At 65.7% G+C, this 22,995-nt stretch carries 19 protein-coding genes, 3 tRNA genes and 1 pseudogene; 13 read left to right on the top strand and 10 right to left on the bottom strand.

Annotated elements, in window-relative coordinates:
- Positions 1-42: 42 nt before the first annotated feature.
- Both LE190_RS10835 and LE190_RS10830 read left to right on the top strand, forming a co-directional pair.
- Entirely contained in the window at positions 43-1,203 is a 1,161-nt protein-coding gene (locus tag LE190_RS10835; protein WP_225238697.1) for a polysaccharide biosynthesis/export family protein, read from the top strand.
- Positions 1,204-1,265: 62 nt separating this feature from the next.
- On the top strand, positions 1,266-1,409 hold the full coding sequence (locus tag LE190_RS10830) for a hypothetical protein (protein ID WP_225238696.1): 144 nt from the start codon (positions 1,266-1,268) through the stop codon (positions 1,407-1,409).
- A gap of 126 nt (positions 1,410-1,535) precedes the next feature.
- On the opposite strand, the gene LE190_RS10825 is transcribed toward LE190_RS10830, so the two are convergent.
- Entirely contained in the window at positions 1,536-3,500 is a 1,965-nt protein-coding gene (locus LE190_RS10825) for a polysaccharide biosynthesis protein (RefSeq protein WP_225238695.1), read from the bottom strand.
- A 385-nt stretch (positions 3,501-3,885) separates the two neighbouring features.
- Positions 3,886-4,857 carry an N-acetylmuramoyl-L-alanine amidase-like domain-containing protein gene (locus LE190_RS10820; RefSeq protein ID WP_225238694.1) on the bottom strand — a complete coding sequence of 324 codons (972 nt, stop codon included), beginning with the start codon at positions 4,855-4,857 and terminating at the stop codon, positions 3,886-3,888.
- 256 nt (positions 4,858-5,113) lie between these two features.
- Here LE190_RS10820 and LE190_RS10815 point away from each other — a divergent pair, with 256 nt between their 5' ends.
- From LE190_RS10815 to LE190_RS10785, 7 genes are all read left to right on the top strand, one after another.
- Positions 5,114-8,113 (top strand): TonB-dependent receptor, encoded by a 3,000-nt coding sequence (locus tag LE190_RS10815; protein ID WP_225238693.1) that lies wholly within the window; start codon positions 5,114-5,116, stop codon positions 8,111-8,113.
- Between the two features lie 286 nt (positions 8,114-8,399).
- Positions 8,400-8,561, top strand: a complete 162-nt coding sequence (locus LE190_RS10810) for a hypothetical protein (RefSeq protein WP_225238692.1) — start codon at positions 8,400-8,402, stop codon at positions 8,559-8,561.
- Positions 8,562-8,632: 71 nt separating this feature from the next.
- Complete coding sequence (locus LE190_RS10805) at positions 8,633-8,806, top strand: hypothetical protein (RefSeq protein ID WP_225238691.1); 174 nt, start codon at positions 8,633-8,635, stop codon at positions 8,804-8,806.
- Between the two features lie 192 nt (positions 8,807-8,998).
- Positions 8,999-9,391, top strand: a complete 393-nt coding sequence (locus LE190_RS10800) for a LiaF transmembrane domain-containing protein (protein WP_225238690.1) — start codon at positions 8,999-9,001, stop codon at positions 9,389-9,391.
- The gene (locus LE190_RS10795) at positions 9,381-10,094 is read left to right on the top strand and encodes a LiaI-LiaF-like domain-containing protein (protein WP_225238689.1); all 714 of its coding nucleotides are present in this window, start codon (positions 9,381-9,383) and stop codon (positions 10,092-10,094) included. The genes LE190_RS10800 and LE190_RS10795 overlap by 11 nt, the downstream gene beginning before the upstream one ends.
- Before the next feature lie 13 nt (positions 10,095-10,107).
- A complete protein-coding gene (locus LE190_RS10790) occupies positions 10,108-11,178 on the top strand; it encodes a sensor histidine kinase (protein WP_225238688.1) in 1,071 nt (356 codons plus the stop codon).
- Between the two features lie 3 nt (positions 11,179-11,181).
- Positions 11,182-11,919 carry a LytR/AlgR family response regulator transcription factor gene (locus tag LE190_RS10785; RefSeq protein ID WP_225238687.1) on the top strand — a complete coding sequence of 246 codons (738 nt, stop codon included), beginning with the start codon at positions 11,182-11,184 and terminating at the stop codon, positions 11,917-11,919.
- Here LE190_RS10785 and LE190_RS10780 read toward each other — a convergent pair.
- The 3 genes from LE190_RS10780 to LE190_RS10770 form a co-directional block, all read right to left on the bottom strand.
- Positions 11,916-14,195, bottom strand: a complete 2,280-nt coding sequence (locus LE190_RS10780; protein WP_225238686.1) for a helicase C-terminal domain-containing protein — start codon at positions 14,193-14,195, stop codon at positions 11,916-11,918. The two genes, LE190_RS10785 and LE190_RS10780, sit on opposite strands and share 4 nt — an antisense overlap.
- 10 nt (positions 14,196-14,205) lie before the next feature.
- Positions 14,206-15,861 carry a VRR-NUC domain-containing protein gene (locus tag LE190_RS10775; protein WP_225238685.1) on the bottom strand — a complete coding sequence of 552 codons (1,656 nt, stop codon included), beginning with the start codon at positions 15,859-15,861 and terminating at the stop codon, positions 14,206-14,208.
- 113 nt (positions 15,862-15,974) lie between these two features.
- Positions 15,975-16,691 (bottom strand): hypothetical protein, encoded by a 717-nt coding sequence (locus tag LE190_RS10770; protein WP_225238684.1) that lies wholly within the window; start codon positions 16,689-16,691, stop codon positions 15,975-15,977.
- Positions 16,692-16,754: 63 nt separating this feature from the next.
- Here LE190_RS10770 and LE190_RS10765 point away from each other — a divergent pair.
- Both LE190_RS10765 and tssA read left to right on the top strand, forming a co-directional pair.
- Positions 16,755-17,294 (top strand): annotated as a pseudogene (locus tag LE190_RS10765) (AAA family ATPase); the annotation flags it as partial.
- Between the two features lie 13 nt (positions 17,295-17,307).
- Positions 17,308-18,273, top strand: a complete 966-nt coding sequence (tssA, locus tag LE190_RS10760; RefSeq protein ID WP_225238683.1) for a type VI secretion system protein TssA — start codon at positions 17,308-17,310, stop codon at positions 18,271-18,273.
- Positions 18,274-18,343: 70 nt separating this feature from the next.
- Here the strand turns inward: tssA and phaP are convergent, their stop codons facing one another.
- Both phaP and LE190_RS10750 read right to left on the bottom strand, forming a co-directional pair.
- Positions 18,344-18,895 carry a TIGR01841 family phasin gene (gene phaP, locus LE190_RS10755; protein WP_225238682.1) on the bottom strand — a complete coding sequence of 184 codons (552 nt, stop codon included), beginning with the start codon at positions 18,893-18,895 and terminating at the stop codon, positions 18,344-18,346.
- Between the two features lie 48 nt (positions 18,896-18,943).
- Positions 18,944-19,144, bottom strand: a complete 201-nt coding sequence (locus LE190_RS10750; protein ID WP_225238681.1) for a hypothetical protein — start codon at positions 19,142-19,144, stop codon at positions 18,944-18,946.
- Positions 19,145-19,245: 101 nt separating this feature from the next.
- Between LE190_RS10750 and cueR the strand changes: the two genes are divergently transcribed.
- Positions 19,246-19,662 (top strand): Cu(I)-responsive transcriptional regulator, encoded by a 417-nt coding sequence (gene cueR / locus LE190_RS10745; RefSeq protein WP_307734700.1) that lies wholly within the window; start codon positions 19,246-19,248, stop codon positions 19,660-19,662.
- Between the two features lie 58 nt (positions 19,663-19,720).
- Here cueR and LE190_RS10740 read toward each other — a convergent pair.
- The 3 genes from LE190_RS10740 to LE190_RS10730 all read right to left on the bottom strand — a co-directional run bounded on the left by LE190_RS10740 (position 19,721) and on the right by LE190_RS10730 (position 20,099).
- A tRNA-Leu gene (locus tag LE190_RS10740) sits at positions 19,721-19,805 on the bottom strand.
- Between the two features lie 62 nt (positions 19,806-19,867).
- A tRNA-Leu gene (locus LE190_RS10735) sits at positions 19,868-19,952 on the bottom strand.
- Positions 19,953-20,014: 62 nt separating this feature from the next.
- Positions 20,015-20,099: transfer RNA gene (locus LE190_RS10730), tRNA-Leu, on the bottom strand.
- A 319-nt stretch (positions 20,100-20,418) separates the two neighbouring features.
- Between LE190_RS10730 and rnr the strand changes: the two genes are divergently transcribed.
- On the top strand, positions 20,419-22,995 hold the full coding sequence (gene rnr / locus LE190_RS10725; protein ID WP_225238680.1) for a ribonuclease R: 2,577 nt from the start codon (positions 20,419-20,421) through the stop codon (positions 22,993-22,995).

Below are 22,995 nucleotides of genomic sequence, written 5' to 3'. Positions count from 1 at the left end.
TGATCGTTCCAGTGAAGCGTCTTTTTTTGATAGGCAACAATCATGGCTTGGATTTGTTCTGATGCAACATCCAGCTGGCTGCGCGACCTTGGCCTGCGCTGCTACACGCTGCTCTACCTGATCGCCTACCTGACCTGCTGCCTGATGCTGGGGGCGTGCACCACCGGTGTCCAGTTTGCCGCCGCTGGCACCGGGGCAGGGGGCGATGCGCCTCCCACCGAGATGATCACCGAACAGCTCATCGAGACCGAGCGTAGGCTTCAGGCCGCGCAGGCGCGACAGGATTTGTCGCCGTTGATCGTGCCGCATCCGGCCCCGTACACCATCGGCCGGGGCGACGTGCTCTCCATCGTCGTCTGGGACCACCCGGAACTCGCCGGAGGCGGCATGACCGCAGCGGCCGCCATCGCCGATGGCGGAACGGTTGCGCCGAATGCCACCCCGCCCGGCTTCGCCGTAGACCACCTCGGACGCATCCAGTTCCCGCTCGTCGGCCTGCTGCCTGTCGAGGGGCTGACGGAGGAACAGGCCAGGTCGATGCTCTCGAAGAAACTGGCGCGCTACCTCGCCCAACCCAGCGTCACGCTGCGCATCCAGGCGTTTCGCAGCAAGCGGGTCTACATCGATGGCGAGGTCAAGGAGCCGGGCTTGCAGGCGATCAACGACATCCCCATGACCCTGGTCGAGGCGCTGAACCGCGCTGGCGGCATGCTGCCGAGTGCAGACCAGAGTCGTATCGTTGTCGAGCGCGGCCAGAGCCGCTACCTGATCAACTTGCGCGACCTGGTCCAGAAGGGTGTCAACCCGGGCGCCGTGCTGCTGGCCCATGGCGACGTCGTCCGGGTCCACTCGCGCGACGAAAGCAAGGTCTTCGTATCGGGCGAGGTGGTCACGCCGCGCGCGCTCACCATGCACAACGGACGCCTGACGCTGAACGAGGCGCTGGGCGAAAGCGGGGGCGTCAGCCCGCTCAGCGGCGATGCGCGCCAGATCTACGTCGTGCGCAAGGCCGGGGAGCGTACCCGTGTGTTCCAGCTCGATGCGCGCGTGAGCGGCGCGCTGGCGATGGCGGAGTCCTTCGAGCTGCGGCCGAAAGACGTGGTGTACGTGGCAGCCTCGCCCCTGGCGAACTGGAACCGCCACCTGAGCCTGCTGTTCCCCGGCGCGCTGACGTCCGCCGTCGGCGTGACGACCCGCCCATGAATGTCCCTTCCTGAGCGCCATTCGCCCCACACGATCCAAGCACCCTGCGCGAGGCCCGTACTATGAGCAATCCTGCCGATGCCCTTCCGTTGACCCATGTGCCGCACAGTCCTCCGGTGCTGTCGGTCCCCTTCGACCCGCGCCCACCCGAGCCCTTGCCCGAAGAACCTACCGTCGACCTGAAAGGCTATTTCAATATCCTGTAGCCGAGGCCGACAATGCCAATGACGGCGCGTCGGTCCTGCAACTTCGCCAGCAGCCGGGCCAGGTGAGGGGAGGTATTTTCGTCGCGCATGTGTTTCCTCGTCGGTCAGTAACTATGGGAATAGGGCCTAGATACGGAAGGGCACGAACTTCTTGATCAGACTGGGCGCCGGGGCGTCCACCACGATATCCGGTGGCGCGATTGGCGAAGTCGGTACGTACTCGGCGACGATGGCCTTGACCATCGATTCGATGGTTCCGCGCTCGTGGGTTTCGCAGGCCATCATCAGGCAGGTGATGCAGGTCTCCAGCACACTGGGACGCAATGCGCTTTCCTTCATGCGCATGATGCGTGGATGCTCGCTTGGAAACACGGTGCCCTCGGTGAGCAGTTCCTCATGCAGTTTTTCGCCAGGGAACAAGCCAACGAACTGAATCTCGATGTCGCCCCGCGGGTTTTGGGGCGTGCGTTCCGTCAGGCCCGACATGGCGATCATGGTGCGGGCAAGATCGACAATCTTGACCGGCTCCCCCATGTCGAGGACGAACACGTCGCCGCCCTTGGCCATGGCACCCGCCTGGATAACGAGCTGGGCCGCTTCAGCGATCAGCATGAAGTAGCGCGACACTTCCGGATGCGTGATCGTCAATGGGCCGCCACGGGCGATCTGGCGCTGGAACAGGGGAATCACCGATCCGGAGGAGCCGAGGACATTGCCAAAGCGGACCATGCAGAAGGTGGTCTGGGCGCCATGGCGCACGGATGCGGCCTGGAAGATCAGCTCGGCGATGCGCTTGCTGGCGCCCATGATATTGGTCGGCCGCACCGCCTTGTCGCTCGAAATCAGTACACAGGTTTCGACCTGGTGGCGGGCGGCGGCGCTGGCGACGACCTGGGCGCCCAGCACGTTGTTGCGCAATCCCTCGACGATATTCGTTTCCACCAGTGGCACATGCTTGTAGGCGGCCGCGTGGTAGACCGTCTTGATCTTTCCCTCGCGTAGGATGCGCTCAACCAGGTCTCCGTTGCACACCGACCCAAGGTGGGCGTGGATGGCAAGGGCTGGAAAGCGCGCGCACAATTCCTGGCGCACGGTGTAGAGGGCGTACTCCGAGTGGTCGAGCAGATGCAGTTCCTGCGGACTCAAGGTAACGATCTGGCGGCAAAGCTCACTGCCGATCGAGCCGCCGGCACCGGTAACGAGCACATTCTTGCTACGCACGCAGCGTGCGAACAGGTCGAGCCTCGGCGGCACGGGTGGGCGCCCGAGCAGGTCTTCGAACCTGAGTTCGCGGATCGAACCGCGGCCCGGCGGACGGTCGTCGTGCAGGTCGACCAGGCGGCTCAGGATCTTGACCGCGACGCCGGCCTGGCCAAGACGCTGCATGATGTCGCGCAGGCGCTCCGGCGGGGCGGTAGGCAGGGCGATGACGATGCTGCGAATGCCCTGGGACTTGACCACGTCGGCCAGGCGCACGGTGTCGAAAACGCGCAGGCCGGCGATGGTGCGTTCGTTCAGGGCGCGCTTGTCGTCGAAGAAGCAGACCGGGCGGTATTCATCGCTGTGGCGCATTGCCTGCACCAGGCTGGCGCCGGCGTCTCCGGCACCGTAGACCGCAACGGCGTCGGACCTCGCAGTGCGTCGTCCCGCCTGTGCCCGCAGCAGGTTACGCAGGCCGATACGGGAAATGACGACATAGGAAAACACGACAAACCAGTAAATGGCCAGTGCGCTGCGGGGAAAGCGCGGTTCGTTCATCACCATTAAAACGATATACACGCACAATATGGCGAATGCGAGCGCCGCGCCGGTAAAACTCAGCAGGCGCTGGTCGATAAAACGGATCACCGCCCGGTATAGCTCGGACACCGAAAATGCGGCGATCGTGACAACCGTGACCAATGCATAAGAAGCGGGCCCGAAACTCCTGGCCAGCTGCAGGTCGCCACCACGCAGGATCATCGCGATCAGGAAGCAGGCGGGCAATGCCAGCAAATCGCAGACAACCATCATGGTGATCTTGCTGGTGCGGCTCATCGAGACCATTCGGGCGCACAGCTGGCCGGAAAGGCCGGGTCGGAAGTTTGGCATGGCATCCGCTGCTGTCTGGAATTGAAATGAATTGAAATTACTTAGTTATGGAAAGGCGCGGGTAATACGTAAACGGATTAATGCAAAAGAAAATGCATTTGGAATTGATGGGATTTATTGAATTTATAATCTGGCGACCACTTCCAGATGCGCTTGACCTGACTCAACGGCCGGAATTGAATTTTTCGGAAATGCGAGGAATGGAGAATGGAAGTGTTGAAAAGAAATTGATTTGAAAATCTTTTCTCTTTCAATGATTGATTGGGGAAAAAACGAGGATTGTGACCGGCGAGTGCCGGCCAGCGCGGTAGGTAGGGGAGAGATGCCCCGGCGTAAACTGCGTCGCGCCGGAAAAATGGCTGCCGGACGATGCCGGCAGTCGGGATCAGTAGGCCGGACGTCCCGGCCGCGGCTGCGGTGCCATGGGCGGCACCACCATCTGTTCATTGAGTCGCAGGAACTTGAATCCGGCCAGGACCTGGCCAGGTTTACCGTCGCGTGCATTGCGCGCTTCCCGTTCGGCGGCGCGCGCGATGAAGGCGTCGAAGCTTTCCTCGCGTACCTGGGGGGACTGGGAGTGGAGCAGGCGCCGTTCGCCATCCGGGCCAAGCACCACCAGGCCCACGTGCGAGGCCCAGTATTCGCCGTTGCGGGTCGAGATGACGTTGACGAAATCGCCTTCCTGCAGGCGGCTGGCGACCGCCGCCACGCCTTCCTTCGCGACGTAGGGCTGGCGGCTGCTCTCGACCGGGATCTCGCGCACCGTGTTGTGGCGCATGCGCAGGAAACGTGCGCGGTCCACGGTCATCGTATACGACGGCCCATCGGAGCCGGCCAGTTCGGCGCTGACATCGGTCACCAGCCAGCGGTTGGCCACGTTCCAGTCCATCTCGGTGTAGTGGTTACGGGTGGCGACGCCGATCACGCCGTCGCGGTAGCGGATGCGCTGCAGCATCCAGAAGAATTCCTCCCACGACTGCGACAATGCCATCGCATAAGTATGTTCCACGAATACAACACAGTCGCTTTCCTTCAAGCTGAACAGCGGTAGCATGTCGTGTATCTCAAAGGGAAACTCGCCCAGCAGGTGCAGCGAATAGGGCTGGCCCAGGTTCTTGCGGCCAATGGCCGCGATACGCTTACGCAGGTCGGGCTCGCTCGCATGCATATGGGCGATATAGCGGCCCGCTTCCTGCGGGCTCATTTGATAGATCTGCTTCTGCAGCACGCCGGCGAACGGTGTCTCGGGAAGTGCCGCGGCGGGTGTGCCGGGGACGGTGCTGGCGCAGCCAGCGAGGCAGGCGCCAGCGAGCAGCAGGCCGCTGAAGCGCAGGGTGAATGGCAGGGAATGGGACATGGCAGGCAGTCACTCGCTGGCGTGGTCAACGCCTCGACCCTAGCATTACGGGGCGAGCCGGACCAATGAAATTTCGTTGATTCACCATAACTATCCCGGCAGGCGGAACATGCATTCCTCGAAGTTATATAGGCTCGAAAACAAGTGATTATTCAGCAATGTTGACTTCATCAATACTCCCGGCATGGCGGCGTCCGCGTCCCGCTCATTCCTATTCCAATTGATTCACTTCGCAGCGACAAACCAGGAGAAACCCATGTTCAAACAAAAGCCGCTCGCCGCGGCGGTATCGTTGGCGGTCTGGAGCCTGGCCACCGTGCCAGCCATTGCCCAGGACGCAGCGCCCGTCCCGATGCAGACCGTCGAGGTGACCGGCATCCGGGCCTCGATGGCCAAGTCCCTGGCCGTCAAGCGTGACGCGACCGCCAACGTCGAGGTCATCACGGCCGAGGACGTCGGCAAGATGCCGGACAAGAACCTGGCCGATTCGCTGCAGCGCCTTGCCGGCGTGGCCGTGCGTACCGACTACGACGAGGCCGAGAAGGTCTCGATGCGCGGCACCAACCCGGACATGTCGCTGATCATCTTCAACGGCCACGCGGTCTCCAGCGCCGACTGGTATGTGGCCGACCAGGGCTCGAGCTCGCGCTCGACCAGCCTTTCCTTGATGCCGTCGCATGTGCTGAACCAGGCGATCGTGTACAAGACCTCGCAGGCCAACATCGTCGACGGCGGCCTGGCCGGCACCATCAACGTCACTACCCGCAAGCCGCTGTCGCAGAAGGAGCGCGTGTCGGGCGTGATCAGCGTTGGCGGCAGCTATGTCGAACTGGCCGACAAGTACGCGCCGGACATGAACGGTTCGGTCACCTGGAAGAACGAAGCCAATACCTTCGGCGTGATCGCCTCGCTGTTCTCGGAAAAGCGCTTCGTGCGGCGCGACTCGGTGTCGCGCTTCGCCTATGGCACCAGCAGCGGCTGGGACGTGATCAATACCACGACCATGCTCGGCATTACCGATGCCTCCCTGGCCGGTACCGGCTACAAGGCCTCGGACCTGAATGGCGTGCGCCTGCCGGGTTCGATGAGCTCGGAGTTCGTGGAATCGGTGCGCGACCGCAAGGGCGGCATGATCGCGCTGCAGTACAAGCCGAACAACCAGCTCGACGTCAACCTTACTGGCTTCCACTCCTCGCTGGACGCCGACAACCACGGCCGCCTGACCTCGAGCGCGATCTACTCCATGCTGCTCGGTAAGAATCACCCGCTCGGCAACACCGGTGCCGCCGCCATCAATACCGCGGGTGTCGACGGCCAGCGCGTCTATGCCCAGATCCGCAACCCGGTGATCGTCAACGAGACCACCGTCTACGGCCACCAGCTCAAGGTGCTGAAGGCCGCCGACATCGTGTTCCCGGACGGGACCCCGCCGCAGTACGTCGGCAATTCGGAAGGATTCTTCCGCGACGGCGCCAACGCCACCAGTTCCTTCCTCGACCTGGATGCGAAATACCGTGTCAACGACGACCTCACCGTGAAGACCCTGCTGTCGGCCAGCCGCGGCATCGGCAGGACCGATCTCGACCAGGGCCTGACCCTGGCCCGCTACGGCACCGGCATCTCGTACGCGCTGGGCGGCCTGCACGATGCGCCCTACGTCAAGTACCAGGGCGCCGGCAGCAACCAGCCGGGCCTGAATGCGGACGGCAGCGGCTACCGCATCGTCGACCGCGCGGCCTCCGGCATCCGCACCGAGGACAAGGAGTGGAGCGCCCAGTTCGACGCCGAGTACAAGCTCGGGCGTGGCGTGCTGCAGTCGCTGGAGAGCGGCGTGCGCATCGCGGAACACAAGCGCACCAGCGGCCGCTGGGGCCCGGCCTTCCGCGCCGGCCTGATCAACGGCACCACGGGCGCCCTGACCCCGAGCGCGATCACCCCGACCACCGGCTGGGCGCCGTATCCGGGCGACTTCGGCGACGGCCTGGGCGGTGGCTTCTGGGACAACAGCGGCTTCACCTATACCCGCGAAGCGACCAAGGCCTACATCGCGGCCAACACCAAGGTCACCAGTCCGGAATGGGAGCGCCGCGTGAGCTCCGAGATCGACATGCGCGAGCGCCAGAGCGCCGGCTACCTGATGGCCAACCTGGAAGGCGAACGCTGGTCGGGCAACGTCGGCCTGCGCTTCGTGCGCACCAACGTCAAGGCCAACATCGTGACGCCGGTGGCGCCGCGCACCGCCTGCCTGCGCGTCGAGCCGGGCAAGCCTGCGGTGACCTGCGCCGCCTTCCCGGGCACCATCACCACCGCGGGCGACGCCGTGGCCTACTACGACGGCGTGCCGTTCGATCCGTCGTCGGGCACGATGTACTACAAGACCCCGACCGACCGCGACTTCGACAACTGGCTGCCGAGCGTGAACCTGCGCTATGAAATCACCAAGGACATGATCGGCCGCTTCGGCGCCAGCCGCACCATCGGCCGCCAGAACTACAACATCCTGGGCAGCGGCTTCGGCGTGCCGACCTGCGACGCCAACGGCTGCCGCGTGACCGGCCCGAACCCGGACCTGGAACCGATGACCGCGGATAACCTCGACCTGTCGTGGGGCTGGTACTTCGCGCCGCGTTCGGCGGTGACGGTGAGCGTGTTCCATTCGCGTCTGAAAGGCTATCCGAAGACCGGCGCCACGGGCGGATCGACGGTCGAACTGACCGATCCGCGCGACAACCAGGTCAAGACCTTCGCCATCAACACCGCCTCGCAGCAGGGCGCGAAGATCAGCGGCATCGAGCTGTCGTACGAACAGCCGTTCGGCAAGACCAACTTCGGCTTCACCTCGAACGTCAGCCGCGCCAAGACCAAGGTCGATGACGGCCGTCCGATGGTGGGGGCGTCCGAGTGGGCCGGCAACCTGGGCCTGTACTACGAAGACGACAAGCTGTCGACGCGCCTGGTGGCGAACTACCGCGGCGACTACGTCAACAGCAGCACCGCGCCTTCGCCGACCGCCAACAGCCAGGGCCTGTCGACCATCAACGGCGTCCTGATGCCGACGGCGCCAACCTATGCCGACGGCGTGACTACGCTCGCGTTCAACCTGAACTACTACATCACGCAGAACATCGAGCTGGCCTTTAGCGCGACCAACCTGACCAACGCCAAGCGCGCCCAGTATCGCTACAGCGAACAAGAGCAGCAGAAGCTGGATGTCAGCGGCCGCCAGTACTTCCTGAACTTGCGCTACAAGTTCTGAGCGCTGGTGTAGTCCCGACCAAGGGGGAGCTTCGGCTCCCCTTTTTTCATGCCGCCGCCACAGCTTTCCGTCCCGGCTCGCGCTCCTGTAGGAGAGGGCCTATCGAAAAGTGTGCGGCAGCTAACGGTGCTCAGCGCCCCGCAGCGCTACCATGGAGTCGTCCGAGTGAGGCACCTGTGCGGCAGACGCACGGTACCAACAGCTCGACAGGTTAGCCGGTCGCCTCGAGGACCGGCACCAACTCCGGCCGGCGCGTTGCGCCGGCCAAACGGGAGCGGAGGCCACCATGTCCGAGATCAAACAGCCACCCAAGCACCTGGTACGCGAATACCTCGAGCGCCGTGCGCGCGACAGCGCACCCCCGCCGACGCCGGAAGAAATCCGCCGCCAGCTGGGATGGGGCATGCTGATGCCGACCGATCTCAAGATGGGCGGCAGCCGTTCCTGATTCACCCCCGATCCCTGCGCCAGGACGGCGCGGAATCTCACCGTGCAAACGGTGTCAACGAGGAGACCTTCATGACCAAGAGTATCGGCAACAAACACGAAGCACAACACCGCGGCAAGAAGGAGCGGCTCGAGATCCGCCGCACCAACATCGCGCGCGAAGCCGTCAAGATGGCCGAGGCCCGTGCCAAGTACCGCAACCAGGCCAAGGGCCGCCCGCAGATGGAACTGTCCGCCCAGGCTTGAATCCTGCCTGTCGAGGCAGTCAAGCCAGCCTAGACGGCCCGCCTTTCGAGGCGGGCTTTTTTTCGCCATCGCCGTCCGCCGACTTCTTCGCCATTCACCGGCGCCGCGCTGCCGTTCGCCGAAAGGCGCTTTCACGCTCCCCGGCGCTCCGGTATCGTGTGTCCATTCCAACGACACATGAGGAGTCGCGCAATGCATACCGACGAAGACGCATACCGCTCGCGCAAGCAGGCGGTCTGGGGAATCCTGATGATCGTGATCGGCACGGTCATCCTGCTCGACCGGCTCGACTACATCGATGCCGGCGCCTACTGGCGCTACACACCGCTGCTGCTGGTGATCGTGGGGATCAACCAGGCGATCGGCTCTCCAGCCGTGCGCGAATTCGGCAACGGCCTGTGGACCATCTTCATCGGCCTGTGGCTGTTCGCCTGCTTCACGCACCTGTTCGGTCTAAACTTCCGTAACAGCTGGCCGCTGTTCCTGCTGGCCTGGGGCGTCAAGCTGCTGTGCCAGCCGCTGCTGGAACGGCGTCTTGCGCCGCCTTCCAGCGCACATCGCCCGGAGCACAAGCATGAAGGATAATCTCAAGTCGCGCGGCGTGACCGCGCAAGTGGTGCTCGGCCTGTCCGTGATCGTGCTGGGGGTGCTGTTCCTGCTCGGGAACCTCGACATCATCGAAACGCGCCGCGTCCTGGGCTTCTGGCCCGCCGTGTTCGTCATTGCCGGCATCGTCAAGCTGTACGACACGCAGTCGCGCGGCGGCCAGCTGCTGGGCGGCGGCCTGGTGGCGCTCGGCATCCTGCTGACCCTGGACCGGATGCACATCATCGACTTCAATGTGCATACCATGTGGCCGCTGTTCTTCATCGGCTTCGGCGTCTACACGCTGTACACGGCGCGTACCGGACGCCGTCGCATCATGATCGACGGCGTCAAGGGCGAGCAGGACCTGGGGGGCGAGGGCGTGGTGGATATCACGGCGATCCTGGGCGGCTTCGAGCGGCGCGTCTTCACCCCGGACTTCCGCGGCGGCGAAGTCACCGCCTTCATTGGAGGCTGCTCGCTCGACCTGCGTGCGTCCTCGATCCAGGGCGAGGCGGTGCTGAACGTGTTCGCCTTCTGGGGCGGCGTGACCCTGAAGGTGCCGCCCGACTGGACGGTGGTCCTGAATGGCACGCCGATCATGGGAGGCTTCGAGGAAAAGACCATCGCGCCGCCCGACAACAGCAAGCGCCTGATCGTCCGTGGCTACGCGATCATGGGTGGCGTCGAGGTGCGCAACTGATGGCGGGGGCGCGGTGAGCGGTGGCTCCTGGGCGCGTCGCGGCCTCGCACTTTACCTGCTGGCCTGGCTGCTGCTGGGCCTTCTGCTGGCAGGCCTGATTGTCGCCGGTGCCGGCGCCGGACCGATTGCCGCCCTGCTGTTCGCGCTGCCGCTGGCGCTGTTCTATGCCTGTGCCTGCGGCTTCTCGGCCTACTACCTGTGCCGTGCCTATCCGCTGGCCCAGCGCTCGTTGTGGGCGGTGCTGTCGGTGTTCTTCTGCGGCGGCCTGGGCGCGGCGCTGCTGTGGTGCGCGGCCGGCAGCGCCTGGGCCGCGCTGTGCGCCCTGGTCCTGCCGCAAGGGGCAGCGCTGGTGATCACGCGGCCCTTCGCCGTCATCATGCTGGGTATCGGCATGCTGCTGTACTGGATGACTGCGGTGGCGCACTACCTGGTACTGGAATTCGAGCGCACGCGCCGCGCCGAGACGCGCGCGCTGGAGTCGCGCCTGCTGGCGCAGGATGCGGAACTGCGCATGCTGCGCACCCAGGTCGATCCGCACTTCCTGTTCAACAGCCTGAACTCGATCAGCGCGCTGACCGCGATCGATGCCGGCCGGGCGCGCGACATGACCTTGCAGCTGGCCGGCTTCTTCCGCCAGACGCTGGGACTGGAGGCGCATCGCAAGGTCTTCCTGGAAGAGGAGCTTGCGCTGCTCGGGCGCTTCGTGGAGATCGAACAGGTGCGCTTCGGTCCGCGCCTGGTCTTCGAACAGCAGGTGGAGGAGGGGGCAGGCAGCTGCCTGCTGCCGCCGATGATCCTGCAGCCGCTGGTGGAAAACGCGGTCAAGCACGGCATCGGCCAGCGGCTGGAGGGCGGCAGCATCCGTGTCTGCGCCGAGCGCGCCGGTTCGCTGCTGCGGATCCGTGTCGAAAACGACGCCGATCCGGAAGGCGGGGCAGCGACCGCCGGACGAGGCGTCGGGCTGGTCAACGTGCGCCAGCGCCTGGCGGCGGCCTATGGCAGGGAAGCCAGCGTGCACTGGGCACGCGTGGACGATCGATTCCGGGTGGACCTGGTGCTGCCCGCCGAGACGGAAAGAGAGTAGAAGATGCGGGTACTGATCGTTGATGACGAACACCTGGCGCGCGCCCTGTTGCGCGAATACCTGGCCGCGCATCCGGATCTCGAGATCGTGGGCGAATGCGCGAACGGATTCGAAGCGGTCAAGGCGATCGGCGAGCTGGCGCCGGAACTCGTCGTCCTCGACATCCAGATGCCCAAGCTGGACGGCTTCGAGGTGGTCGAGCTGGCCGGGAAAACGGTGGCCGGCGCGCCGCACTACATCTTCGCCACCGCCTATGACCAGTTCGCGCTGAAGGCCTTCGAGGTGCATGCGATCGACTACCTGCTCAAGCCCTTCAGCCGCGAGCGCCTGGCCCAGGCGCTGGAGCATGCGCGTGCGCGGCGGCCGCAGGCGCAACTGGATGCAGTGGTCAGCGAGGCGGCAGTGCGCCGCGGTTACCTGGAACGGCTGCTGATCAAGGAGGGCGCGCGGGTGCACGTGGTGGCAAGCGCCGGCATCGACTACATCGAGGCCCAGGACGACTACGTGCAGGTGATGGCGGGGGGGCGCGCCCATCTCAAGAACCAGCGCATGTCCGAGCTCGAGGCCCAGCTCGACCCGCAGGTCTTCATCCGCATCCACCGCTCCTACATCGTCAACGTGGGCGCGATCGCACGCATCGAACCGGCCAGCAAGGACAACTACTGCGCGGTGCTCAAGGACGGCACCCGGCTGCCGATCAGCCGCAGCGGCTACCAGAGAGTGCGCGAGCTGATGCGCTAGGTGGCAATGGTGGAAGCGGCGGGACGCCTGTCCACATCCCACCACGCGGGCAGCAGGGCGCGCACTTCAGCGCGCGCGAAGCGGTCGTCGATCAGCCACACCACCCCACGGTCGGTCTCGGTGCGGATCACGCGGCCGGCGGCCTGCACCACCTTCTGCATGCCGGGATACAGGTACGTGTAGTCGTAGCCGGCGCCGAACATCGCTCCCATCCGTTCGCGCAGCTGCTCGTTCACCGGATTCACCTGCGGCAGGCCGAGCGTCGCCACGAAGGCGCCGATAAGGCGTTCGCCGGGCAGGTCGATGCCTTCGCCAAAAGAGCCGCCCAGCACCGCGAAGCCGACCCCGCGCCCGCCGGGTACGAAGCGCGCCAGGAACTCGGCGCGCTCCGCCTCGCTCATGCGCCGCTCCTGGCGCCACGCGGGCACCTGCGGATGGCGTGCGGCCAGTTGCGCCAGTACCTGTTCCAGGTAGTCAAAGCTGCTGAAGAAGGCCAGGTAGTTGCCTTCGCGCGCGAGGTACTGGCGTGCGATCAGGTCGGCGATCGGCACCAGCGAGGCGGCGCGCTGCTGGTAGCGGGTCGAGATGCCGGTGGCAACGTGGACCTCGAGCTGGCTGGCACTGAAAGGCGAGGCGACATCGGCCCAGGCGGTGTCGGGCGGCATGCCGAGCAGGTCGCAAAAATAATGCCACGGACCGAGGGTGGCCGAGAACAGGGTTGCCGAATGCGCCCCGGCGAAGCGCGGCGCCAGGAAGGGTGCCGGCACGACGTTGCGGATGCTGATGGTCGAATCGCGCACCCCGGCACGCACCAGGTCGCACAGGGAATGGTCGCCGAAGGATTCCGCCAGGCGGATGAAGCCGAGGGCGTCGAAGTAAAAACGCTGCAGTTCCGGATCAAGCGGTCCGGGGAACTCGGCCAGGAAATCGTTGACGGTGCTGGTCGCGTTCTGGAGCGTGTCCAGCAGCTTGCCCGGCAGCTCGGGCAGCACCTGGTAGGGCGCCGGGGCATCCTTGTCGACGCCGGTCCAGGCACGGCCTACGCGCTCCAGCGCCTTCCTGACCGGTTCCGGCGCATTCGCCCGCGCGGCGCGCAGGCCGGCGCGATCCAGCTCCACGCTGTACATCGCGCGTGCGCGGGCGACCATGTTGTGGGCTTCGTCCACCAGCACGCTGGCACGCCAGCCGTTGGACTGCGCCAGCGCGTACAGCATGGCGCCACCGTCGAAATAGTAGTTGTAGTCGCCCACCACCATGTCGCTCCAGCGCGCCATCTCGCTACCAAGGTAATAGGGGCAGACGTCGTGCGCCAGCGCCAGCGCGCGCAGCGCTTCGCGGTCCAGCAAGCTGGCGGCGGCGGCCTGCACGGCGGCCGCGCGTGCCGCCGGCAGGCGGTCATAGAAGCCCCTGGCAAGGGGGCAGGACTCGCCCTGGCAGGCCTTGTCCGGATGTTCGCAGGCCTTGTCGCGGGCGCTCAGTTCGAGCACCCGCAGCGCCATCGTGCGGCCCGCGCCCAGGCTGGCCGCGGCGTCCAGCGCCAGGCGCCGCCCCGGCGTCTTGGCCGCCAGGAAGAACAGCTTGTCCAGTCCCTGCTCGGGCAGCGCCTTCAGTGCCGGGAACAGGCTGCCCACCGTCTTGCCGATGCCGGTGGGCGCCTGCGCCAGCAGGCAGCGTCCGCTGGCATTGGCACGATAGACGTTCTCGGCCAGCTGGCGCTGGCCGGGACGGAAATCGGCATGTGGAAAACGCAGGGCCGCGAGGGCGCTGTCGCGCGCTGCGCGATGTGCCGCTTCGCTGCGGGCCCAGTCCGAGAAGCGCTCGCACAGCCCCGCGAACAGGGCGGCCAGCGCTGGCGCGTCCTGCGTTTCGCGCAGCACCGTTTCCTGGCCGCTGCCGATCTCGTAGTAGACCAGCGCCAGGTGGATCCGGTCCAGGTCCAGCTGGCGGCACAGCAGGTGGCCATAGACGCGCACCTGGGCCCAGTGCAGATGGCGGTGGTTGTCGGGAATGGCGTCGAACTTGCCACGGTAGGTCTTGATCTCCTCGACCAGGTTCTGGTCAGGATCGTAGCCGTCGGCCCGTCCGCGCACCTGCAGATCGCCCCAGCCGCCCTCGAGCGCCACTTCGCTGCGGTAGCCGGCACCGCGCCGGGCCTGTACCGCCGCATGGCCGGCGATGCCTTCCTGGGCGCTGGGCGAAGGCGTGAAGCGCTGGTCGAGGTCGCCCTGCTTGGCGGTGAACTCGCACAGGGCGCGCACTGCCACCGTGTACTTCACGCGCGCGCCTTCACGTGGCCTGCTCCCATTGCAGGTAGCACACCGCGACAGGCATCCCGTGCGCGGCGCAGTAGTCGATCCAGCGCAGCTGGTTGTCCTGCAGGCGGTCGCCCGGGCCCTTGACCTCGATCATGGTATAGCGCCCTTCGGCCGGCCAGAACTGGATCAGGTCGGGGAAACCGGTGTGGTTGGCCCGCACGTCGGCCAGGATCCGTTCGCACCACTTGCGCAGGTGGGTGGCCGGAATGCAGGCCAGGGCCAGCTCCAGCAGTTCGTCGTTCAAGGCGCCCCAGTAGACGAAGGGCGATGCAATGCCGGCCTTGTCGCGGTAGGTGCGGCGGATGCTGTCGCGGTAGCGGCCGTCGTCCAGTTCGGCCAGGCAGGCTCCGAACTCGGCGCTGCGGCGCTGGTGGAAATCGGGGCTGTAGAGGTCAGCCGGGCCGCGGTGGAAAGGGTGGAAGAACGCACCCGGGATGGCGGCGAACACGGCGCGCCAGCACAGCAGGCCGAACAGGGAGTTGGCGAGCGCGTTTTCCACATAGAACACGGGCGCCTCGCCGCGTTCCAGGTGCGCGCGCACGACCCCTTCGACCCACCATTCACCGTTCGGCATCGGCAGGCGCAGGTCGAGGCGTTCGATAGGCGCGGCGCGCCGCGCCGCTAGCCTGGCATGGCCCAGGCGGCGCGCCAGGCGCGGGCCGATGCGCGCCAGGTGCTGGCGTTCGGCCTCGCTCTCCGGCGCGGCCTGGGCCAGCTGGAACAGCGCATAGGCCTCGTCGAACCGTTCGTGCTTTTCAAGCACGCGGATGGCGCGCCCGCGCGCACCCGGGAAGCGGCAGCGCGTGTAGAGGGCATGTGCGTTGTCCCAATCCTTCAGTTTTTCGTAGCCCTGGGCGAGCTGGAACAGGAGCTTTTCGCGGCGGCCGGCCAGCCAGTCGTTGTCGAACGCGTGCGCGGGCAGGTCGCGCACGACGTCGTCGAGCGCTTCGCCGGCGCGGAAGCGCTCCTTGCAGGCATGCAGGCGCAGGTAATGGTCGACGTCGGCGCGCGAACGGAATCCACGCGAGGCCTGCGAGATGTCGACCTGCTCGAAGCGGAACATGCCCAGGTCGGAGAGCACGAATTCGGTCCAGTCCTGGCTCAGGTTGCCGAAGAAAATCAGGCGCAGCCGCTCGCACAGCGGTTTGACCAGGATGCGCACGAGCGGCTCGGGGCTGTCCGGGCGCCATGCCGAGTAGGGGCGGCTTTCGCCGAATGCCAGGCGCAGGGCTTCCAGCTGCTCGGCCTTGCGCGCGTTCTTCAGCTGGGGCGTTGCCAGGTGCGCGCGAAAGGCTGCGGCTAGCTCGGGCTTGGACAGGAGGTCGAACAGCTCGTCCAGTGCCAGGACCGGATCGGACTCGACCCAGCCCGCCGCCAGTAGTGGGGCGAAGGCTTCGACCGGACAGCCGATCTCGGGATAGTCCAGCTTGCTGGCGCGGAAGAGGTCGCCCTTGCGCATCACCATCCGCACGAACAGGGCGCGGGCGTTTCGCGGCTGGGCTGGAAAAGCGCCGATAAAGGCCAGCTCATCCTCGTCGAGCAGGTCGCGATACCGCTCACCAATCCAGTCAAGAACGCGCTGGAAATTGTCCAGATAATAAAACTCGTTTTCCAGGACCCTGATCATCTCGTATTGCCATACTGTGCTTATGTACAGTATACGCCTTGATGATGGCAATAGCCCAGCAGTATCAGGATTTTTCGCCTGCTTCTCCCTTGCGTTGCGTGCTTTTCACCACGCTAGCGGCGTGGCGAACGCGGGCGGCACGCGCCGTTCGGGCACAGCAGTTCGGTCGCGGCCGAGCCTGGCGCGGCGTGGCCGTTGGCGTGGGTGATGACGGCCGAGATCAGGAGTACGTCCGGGTCGGGCGCTTCGGCAGCCCGGCCGGGAATCGCGCTGCGCAGGGGCCTGGATGGACGCGGGCGCACCGTGTTGCTGGCCAGTGACACGGAACTGGGCCTGGCGACCGGTGCTGGCAGGCAGGCGGCTGGATCCGGACTGGCCTGGGCCAGCGGCCGGGAGGGCAGGAGGTCGGTGATGAGGGCGGGCGCCGGCGGTTCGGCCGCGGCCAGGGCCGGCTTGAGAAGGCGCAGCGGCGGCGCGCCATCATCATGGAGCGGCTGGTCCACGATCGCGGCGCCGGCCGGCCGGAGAGGCGGCATGGCGGGGACTTGCCGCAGTTGCGCGGGTGCGGCCTCGGCGAGGTCCGGCCGACCGGCGCGCTTGCCCTGCCTGTCGGCAGCCATCCACGCCAGCGTGGCAGCCAGGGCCAGCGCCAGCGCGGCCCCCGCGCCGTAGCGGGCCAGGCGTGGATGCGCCACGCCAACGCCGCGCTCGCCGTCACGCTCGCGTTCAAGCATCGCCAGGATACTGTCTTCGCCCCGGGTACCGGTGCGGCGCACTGCCATCAGGTTCGGACGCATGGGCTCGGGTTGATTTTCGTCTGTGGGCTGCACGGCAATACTCCTAAGATGGGATGCTGTCTACGCTGATTAGAAGCAATCCTGGAGCAAGCGATGCTGATTTTCCAGGTATTCGACAAGGGCGTGCTCGACGATGCGGAGGGCCGCCAGATCGACTTCCGCAACACCATCATCATCCTGACCTCGAACATCGGCTCGGCCCAGCTGATGCAGGCCTGCCTGAACAAGCAGGCCAATGAACTGCCCGAGCCAGCGCAACTCGCCGAAATGCTGCGGCCCCTGCTCATGAAGCACTTCAAGCCGGCCTTCCTGGGGCGGCTCACGGTGGTGCCTTTCTACCCGATCCGCGACGAGGTGCTGGCCAACATCATCCGCCTCAAGCTCGACCGCATCAAGGCCAGGGTGCTGGACAACCACCGTGCCCGCTTCGAGTACGACGATGCGCTGGTGAACGCGGTGCTGAACCGCTGTACCGAGGTCGACTCCGGCGCGCGCAATGTCGACCATATCCTGAACGGCAGCTTGCTGCCCGAGATCGCCGACAGCGTGCTGGCGCGGATGGCCGAGGGCGGCAAGCTCACCCGGGTCAAGGTGGGCGCCACCAAGGCCGGCAAGTTCAAGTACGCCATCGAATAAGAGGAGACAGCCCATGCGCGACATGGAAGCCCTGCTGGCGCCGATCAGCGCCGGCCAGCCCTGCGGCGACGACCTGGCCTTCTCGCCAGATTTCGATGCGATCAGCCGCGCGCGCGAAGCCGACGATCCGTCGATCGACCAGGGCGCGTGGGTGACGAACCTGAAGGAAGCCGACTGGAAGTTCGTGGCGAAACGCTGCGCGGAACTGATCGAGACCCGCAGCAAGGACTTGCAACTCGCGGTCTGGCTGGCCGAAGCAAGCGCCAGGACCGGCGGCCTCGCGGGCCTGGCCAACGGCTTGCGGCTGCTGGCCGCCTTGTGCGAGCGCTTCTGGGATGCGCTGCACCCGCTGCCCGACGAAGACGGGCAGGAACGACGCGTCGGCAACCTCGCCTGGATCGCCGCGCGCATCGCGCCGTTGGTGAAGGAAGTGCCGCTGGCCGACGGCGTGACGATGCTGGCGCGCGAAGCGGCGCGCGCGCGCGGCGCCGAGGGCATGGCCGAGCTCGAGACAGCCTGGGCGCGGGTCACGCCGCAGGCACGCCAAGCGCTGGCTGACGCCGCCCAGGACTGCCTGGCCGCGCTGCAGGAGCTGGAACGGGTGGCCGATGCGCGCCTCGGCGCCGATGGTCCCGGCTTCGGCGCGGGAAGCGCGGCGCTACGCGATCTGATCGACATGGTGACGCCGCCGCTGGCAGCGGTGGCGCCGCCGCCGGGGCTGGCCATGACGGCCCACGGTACCGGCTTGCGCCTGCTCGACGGCCCCCTGCACAGCCGGGAGCAGGCCCTGGCCCAGCTGCGCGGCGTGGCCGAATTCTTCCGCCGCACCGAGCCGCACAGCCCGGTGGCCTACCTGGCCGAAAAGGCCGCGCGCTGGGGAGAACAGCCGCTGCATGCGTGGTTGCGCTCGGTCATCAAGGATGAGACGTCGCTGGCGCGGCTGGAGGAATTACTGGGGATCGAGAGCGAAGCACGATAAAAGCATGAAAGAAAACTTCATTTTCAGTTAAGTTTTTGAAATTTTCTTTCAAAAGGGCGTCGGCCAAAAACTACTCAGCCTGCTTCTGCGCGCCTGGCTGCACCAGCGAACTGGCCTTGGCAATCTGCGCCTCGACCGTCTGCACCGCCTGGCGGGTGGCCTGGGTCACCTGTTCGTAGCCCTTGAAGGCATTGTCGATCGCGGCCTTGATGATCTCGACCGCGTTCTCCGAGCCGGGCTTGACGTTCTGCGTCACGTCGTAGATCAGGGCCGAGAGGGTGCTCTTCGCTTCTGCCACGTGAGTGTCGGCGGCCTGGCGGAATTCCTGGTGCATTTCGTCGATGATGGCTTTCAGGTTCTCGCGGTACTCCGCGGCGCCGGCCGCGCCCGGCTGCATGCGGGCATGCAGGGCGGCGATGGCGGCCTTCGGGTCGCCAGCCTTGCTCATTTCCTGGCCGGCCGCGATCGAGCTTTCCATCGAGCTTTTCGCTGCCTGCATGTTCAGGGCCACTACCTGTTCCACGCCTTTCACGGTCTTGTCGGCAAGCGTATTGAAGGTCTGCATCTGCAGGTCGAACAGGGTCTTGGTGGCGTTGGCGAACTGCTCCGGACTCGTAAACATCGGTGTCTCCTTGGTATTGGAATAGATCGGATGAGCCTTGCCACCCCATTATTTAGCAAGCATGGGTTTTTCGCAACGCGCGTCCCGGTAGGGGCCACCTGACTTTTCCCAGCCCGGACCGAGCGGCGTCTGGGAACAGGCCAGGGCGCCATCGAGCTTGCTGCGCCACTGGTACCACGGGGCCGGACCGGCAAGCGCGGCGCCGGCAATGACGGAGGCGATCAGGAGGGGGAGGGCGGTCTTCTTCATGACGCACCGAGCTTAACGCGCCTGCGCGCCAAGTCAAGCACGGCCTTGCGCTTCCTACTGTGGGAAGGTGTATGCTGCGCCAGGAAACAACAGGAGGAGTGATGCAAGCGAGGACGCTGACGATCGGCGATGCCGCCCGGGCTTCCGGCGTATCGGCCAAGATGATTCGCCACTATGAAGCGATTGGGCTGCTGGCTGCCGCCAGGCGCACGGAATCCGGCTACCGGGTCTATGGCGACGACGATGTGCACCAGCTGCGTTTCGTGCACCGTGCCCGCGCGCTCGGCTTTTCGCTGGAGCAGATCGGCACCCTGCTCGGCCTGTGGCAGGACAAGGGGCGCGCCAGCGCCGACGTGCGCGCCCTGGCGCGCAGCCACATCGATGAACTCGACCGCAAGATCGCGGAAATGCAGGCGATGCGCCGTACCCTGGCGGGCCTGGCCGCGTCCTGTCATGGCGATGCGCGTCCGGATTGCCCAATACTCGACGACCTGGCGACGCAACGCAAAACGCCGTAAGCCTTTTTCAAAGCTTACGGCGTTTTGCGGGATCCGATCGATCCTGACAGGTAGAGTTTGGTGCCCACGGAGGGACTCGAACCCCCACACCTCGCGGCACATGGACCTGAACCATGCGCGTCTACCAATTCCGCCACGTGGGCACTGATACTGCTACTGCAAAAACGTCTACGACAATACTGCTTGCGGATCTACATCCAGTAGATGGTGCCCACGGAGGGACTCGAACCCCCACACCTCGCGGCACATGGACCTGAACCATGCGCGTCTACCAATTCCGCCACGTGGGCATGTGTGCTACTGACTGCTGTGCTGCTTCCTGCGATACTGCTGCGGAGACCTTCCGGTAGAGTGGTGCCCACGGAGGGACTCGAACCCCCACACCTCGCGGCACATGGACCTGAACCATGCGCGTCTACCAATTCCGCCACGTGGGCACTGAACTGCTAACTCTGCTACAATATCAGGCTTTGTCATTTTTCGCTAGATCAACTTTCGTTGTTCGCCGCGCCGAACACGCCACCTGCTACTGCCTTCTCTCCCGCTGCAGCGAGCTGCTTGCTGAAGAGACCGAGATTATAGCGGAAGGATTGTAAAAGTCAAAGAGCCGCGGTGAGCGCCAGCGAGAAACCCCGTTGGCACGCTTCGCCGCAAGCGTTAGGCGAATCACGCGCCTCTCCGTTACACTACGCCTGTCAAGGTGTCAATCTTCCGGGGCGCCATGCCCTCCTTCATCAAGAGAAACAAGAAAACGATTTGAAGCAACCTACTCATACTATTCCTAGCCGCGAGGAAATCCTCGCCGTCTTCCGTAGTGCCAAGGGTCCGCTCGGCGCGGCCGAAGTGGCGCGCGCACTGAAGGTCAAGCCCGCCGCCCAGGAAGTCCTGGGACGCCGGCTGAACGCGATGGAGCGCGACGGCCAGATCCACGCCGACGCGTCCGGCACCTATATGCTGGCCGACCAGTCCGGGTTCATTACCGGGCGCGTCAGCGCGCACCGCGACGGCTACGGTTTCGTCATTCCGGACGAGGGCGGCGACGACCTGTTCCTGAACGACAAGGAAATGAACAAGGTGCTCCATGGCGACCGCGTCCGCGCGCGCGTTACCGGACAGGACCGCCGGGGCCGCCAGGAGGGCACGATCGTCGAGGTGGTCGAGCGCGCCAACACCCACATCATCGGCCGCCTGATGAACGAGGGCGGGGTCTGGATCGTCGCGCCCGAAGACAACCGCATGAGCCAGGACGTGCTGGTGGCCGGCGGGCCGGGCAAGGCCAAGGCCGGGCAGGTGGTGAGCATCGAGCTGATCGAGCAGCCTTCCCGCTTCCAGCAGCCGACCGGCAAGATCGTCGAGGTGCTGGGCGAGCTGGACGACCCCGGCATGGAAATCGAGATCGCGGTGCGCAAGTTCGGCGTGCCGCACGTGTTTTCCGCCGCTGCGCTGAAGCAGGCCAACCGCCTGCCGAACGAAGTCGTGGATGCCGACCTGGCCAACCGCGTCGACCTGCGCGACGTGCCCCTGGTGACCATCGACGGCGAGGACGCACGCGACTTCGACGATGCCGTGTATTGCGAACCGGTGAAGATCGGCCGTGCGCGCGGCTACCGCCTGCTGGTGGCAATCGCCGACGTCAGCCACTACGTCAAGCCCAACGACGCCCTCGATGCCGATGCGATCGAACGCAGCACCTCGGTATACTTCCCGCGCCGCGTGATCCCGATGCTGCCGGAGAAGCTGTCCAACGGACTGTGTTCGCTCAACCCGGCGGTGGACCGTTGCACCCTGGTGTGCGACATGGTGGTCACCCAGGACGGCGAAGTCGCGGCCTACCAGTTCTACCCAGCGGTAATGCACTCGGCCGCGCGCCTGACGTATAACGAAGTGGCCGAGATCCTCGGCAACACGAGTGGTCCCGAAGCCCAGCGCCGCCCGGCCATCGTGCCGCACCTGCTGCACCTGAACGAGGTGTTCCGCGCGCTGCTGAAGGCGCGCCAGGAGCGCGGCGCGATCGACTTCGAGACCACCGAGACCTACATCGTCTGCAATGCCGTCGGCAAGATCGAGAAGATCATCCCGCGCACCCGCAACGATGCGCACCGCCTGATCGAGGAATGCATGCTGGCCGCGAACGTGTGCGCCGCCGACCTCCTGATCCGCCACAAGCATCCGGGCACCTTCCGCATCCACGCCACGCCGACCGAGGAAAAGCTGAACCAGCTGCGCACCTTCCTGAAACTGGTCGGCCTGAACCTGGGCGGAGGCGACAAGCCCAGCGCGCGCGATTATGCCGAGGTGATGCAGAAGATCAAGGAGCGCCCGGACGCCGCGCTGCTCCAGACCATGCTGCTGCGCTCGATGCAGCAGGCGGTCTACAGCCCCGACAACGTCGGCCACTTCGGCCTGGCCTACGAGGCCTACGCCCACTTCACCAGCCCGATCCGGCGCTACCCGGACCTGCTGACCCACCGCGCCATCAAGGCGATCCTGCAAGGGAAGAAGTACGAGCCGAAAGGCATCGACCTGGCGGGGCTGAACACGACGCTGTCGAACTCGGCGCGCAAGCAGGCTGCCAAGGACAAGGCGGCCGGCACCCAGAAACATGAAAAGGACCTCACCATCTGGGACGCGCTCGGCGTGCACTGCTCGGCCAACGAACGCCGTGCCGACGAAGCTTCGCGCGACGTCGAGAACTGGCTCAAGTGCTACTTCATGCAGGACAAGCTGGGCGAGGACTTCACCGGCACCGTCTCCGGCGTGACCCCGTTCGGCATTTTCGTTACCCTCGACCAGCTGTACGTCGAAGGCCTGGTGCACATCAGCGGCCTGGGTACCGATTACTTCCAGTACGACGAGGCGCGCCATGAGCTGCGCGGCGAGCGCGGCGGCCAGGTCTACAAGCTGACCGACAAGGTGAACGTGAAGGTCGCGCGCGTGGACCTGGAATCGCGCAAGATCGACCTGGCGCTGGCCGACGGCGCCGAGCTGGTGCCGGCGCCGCTGGAACGGGCGCGCCAGGCGGCGGTCGAGGCGCTGGAGCCGAAGCCGCCCAAGGGCCGCAAGGCCCGGGCCGCGCTCGAAGCGTCGCGCGTCACCGGCACCGAGGTAGAAGAAGCCGGCGGCAGCGAGGAAGATGTGGTCTACGTGCCGCCGCCGCGCACGGCGCGCAAGCCGGCCGCCAAGGACAAGGGCAAGCCCGCAAACAATGCCGCAAACAATGCCGCCCCCCAGGCGCCCGCCAAGCGTGCCGCGCGCGGCAGCAGCGCAGGCGCACCAAAAACCAAGGCGGAGGCCAAGACCCCCGCTGCCAAAACTAGCAGGAAGAAGAAGTAA

The sequence above is a fragment of the Massilia hydrophila genome (assembly GCF_020208145.1).
Classification (GTDB): Bacteria; Pseudomonadota; Gammaproteobacteria; order Burkholderiales; family Burkholderiaceae_D; genus Telluria; species Telluria hydrophila.
Note: the sequence above shows the minus strand (reverse complement) of the source record. Positions and strands in the feature narration are given on the sequence as shown.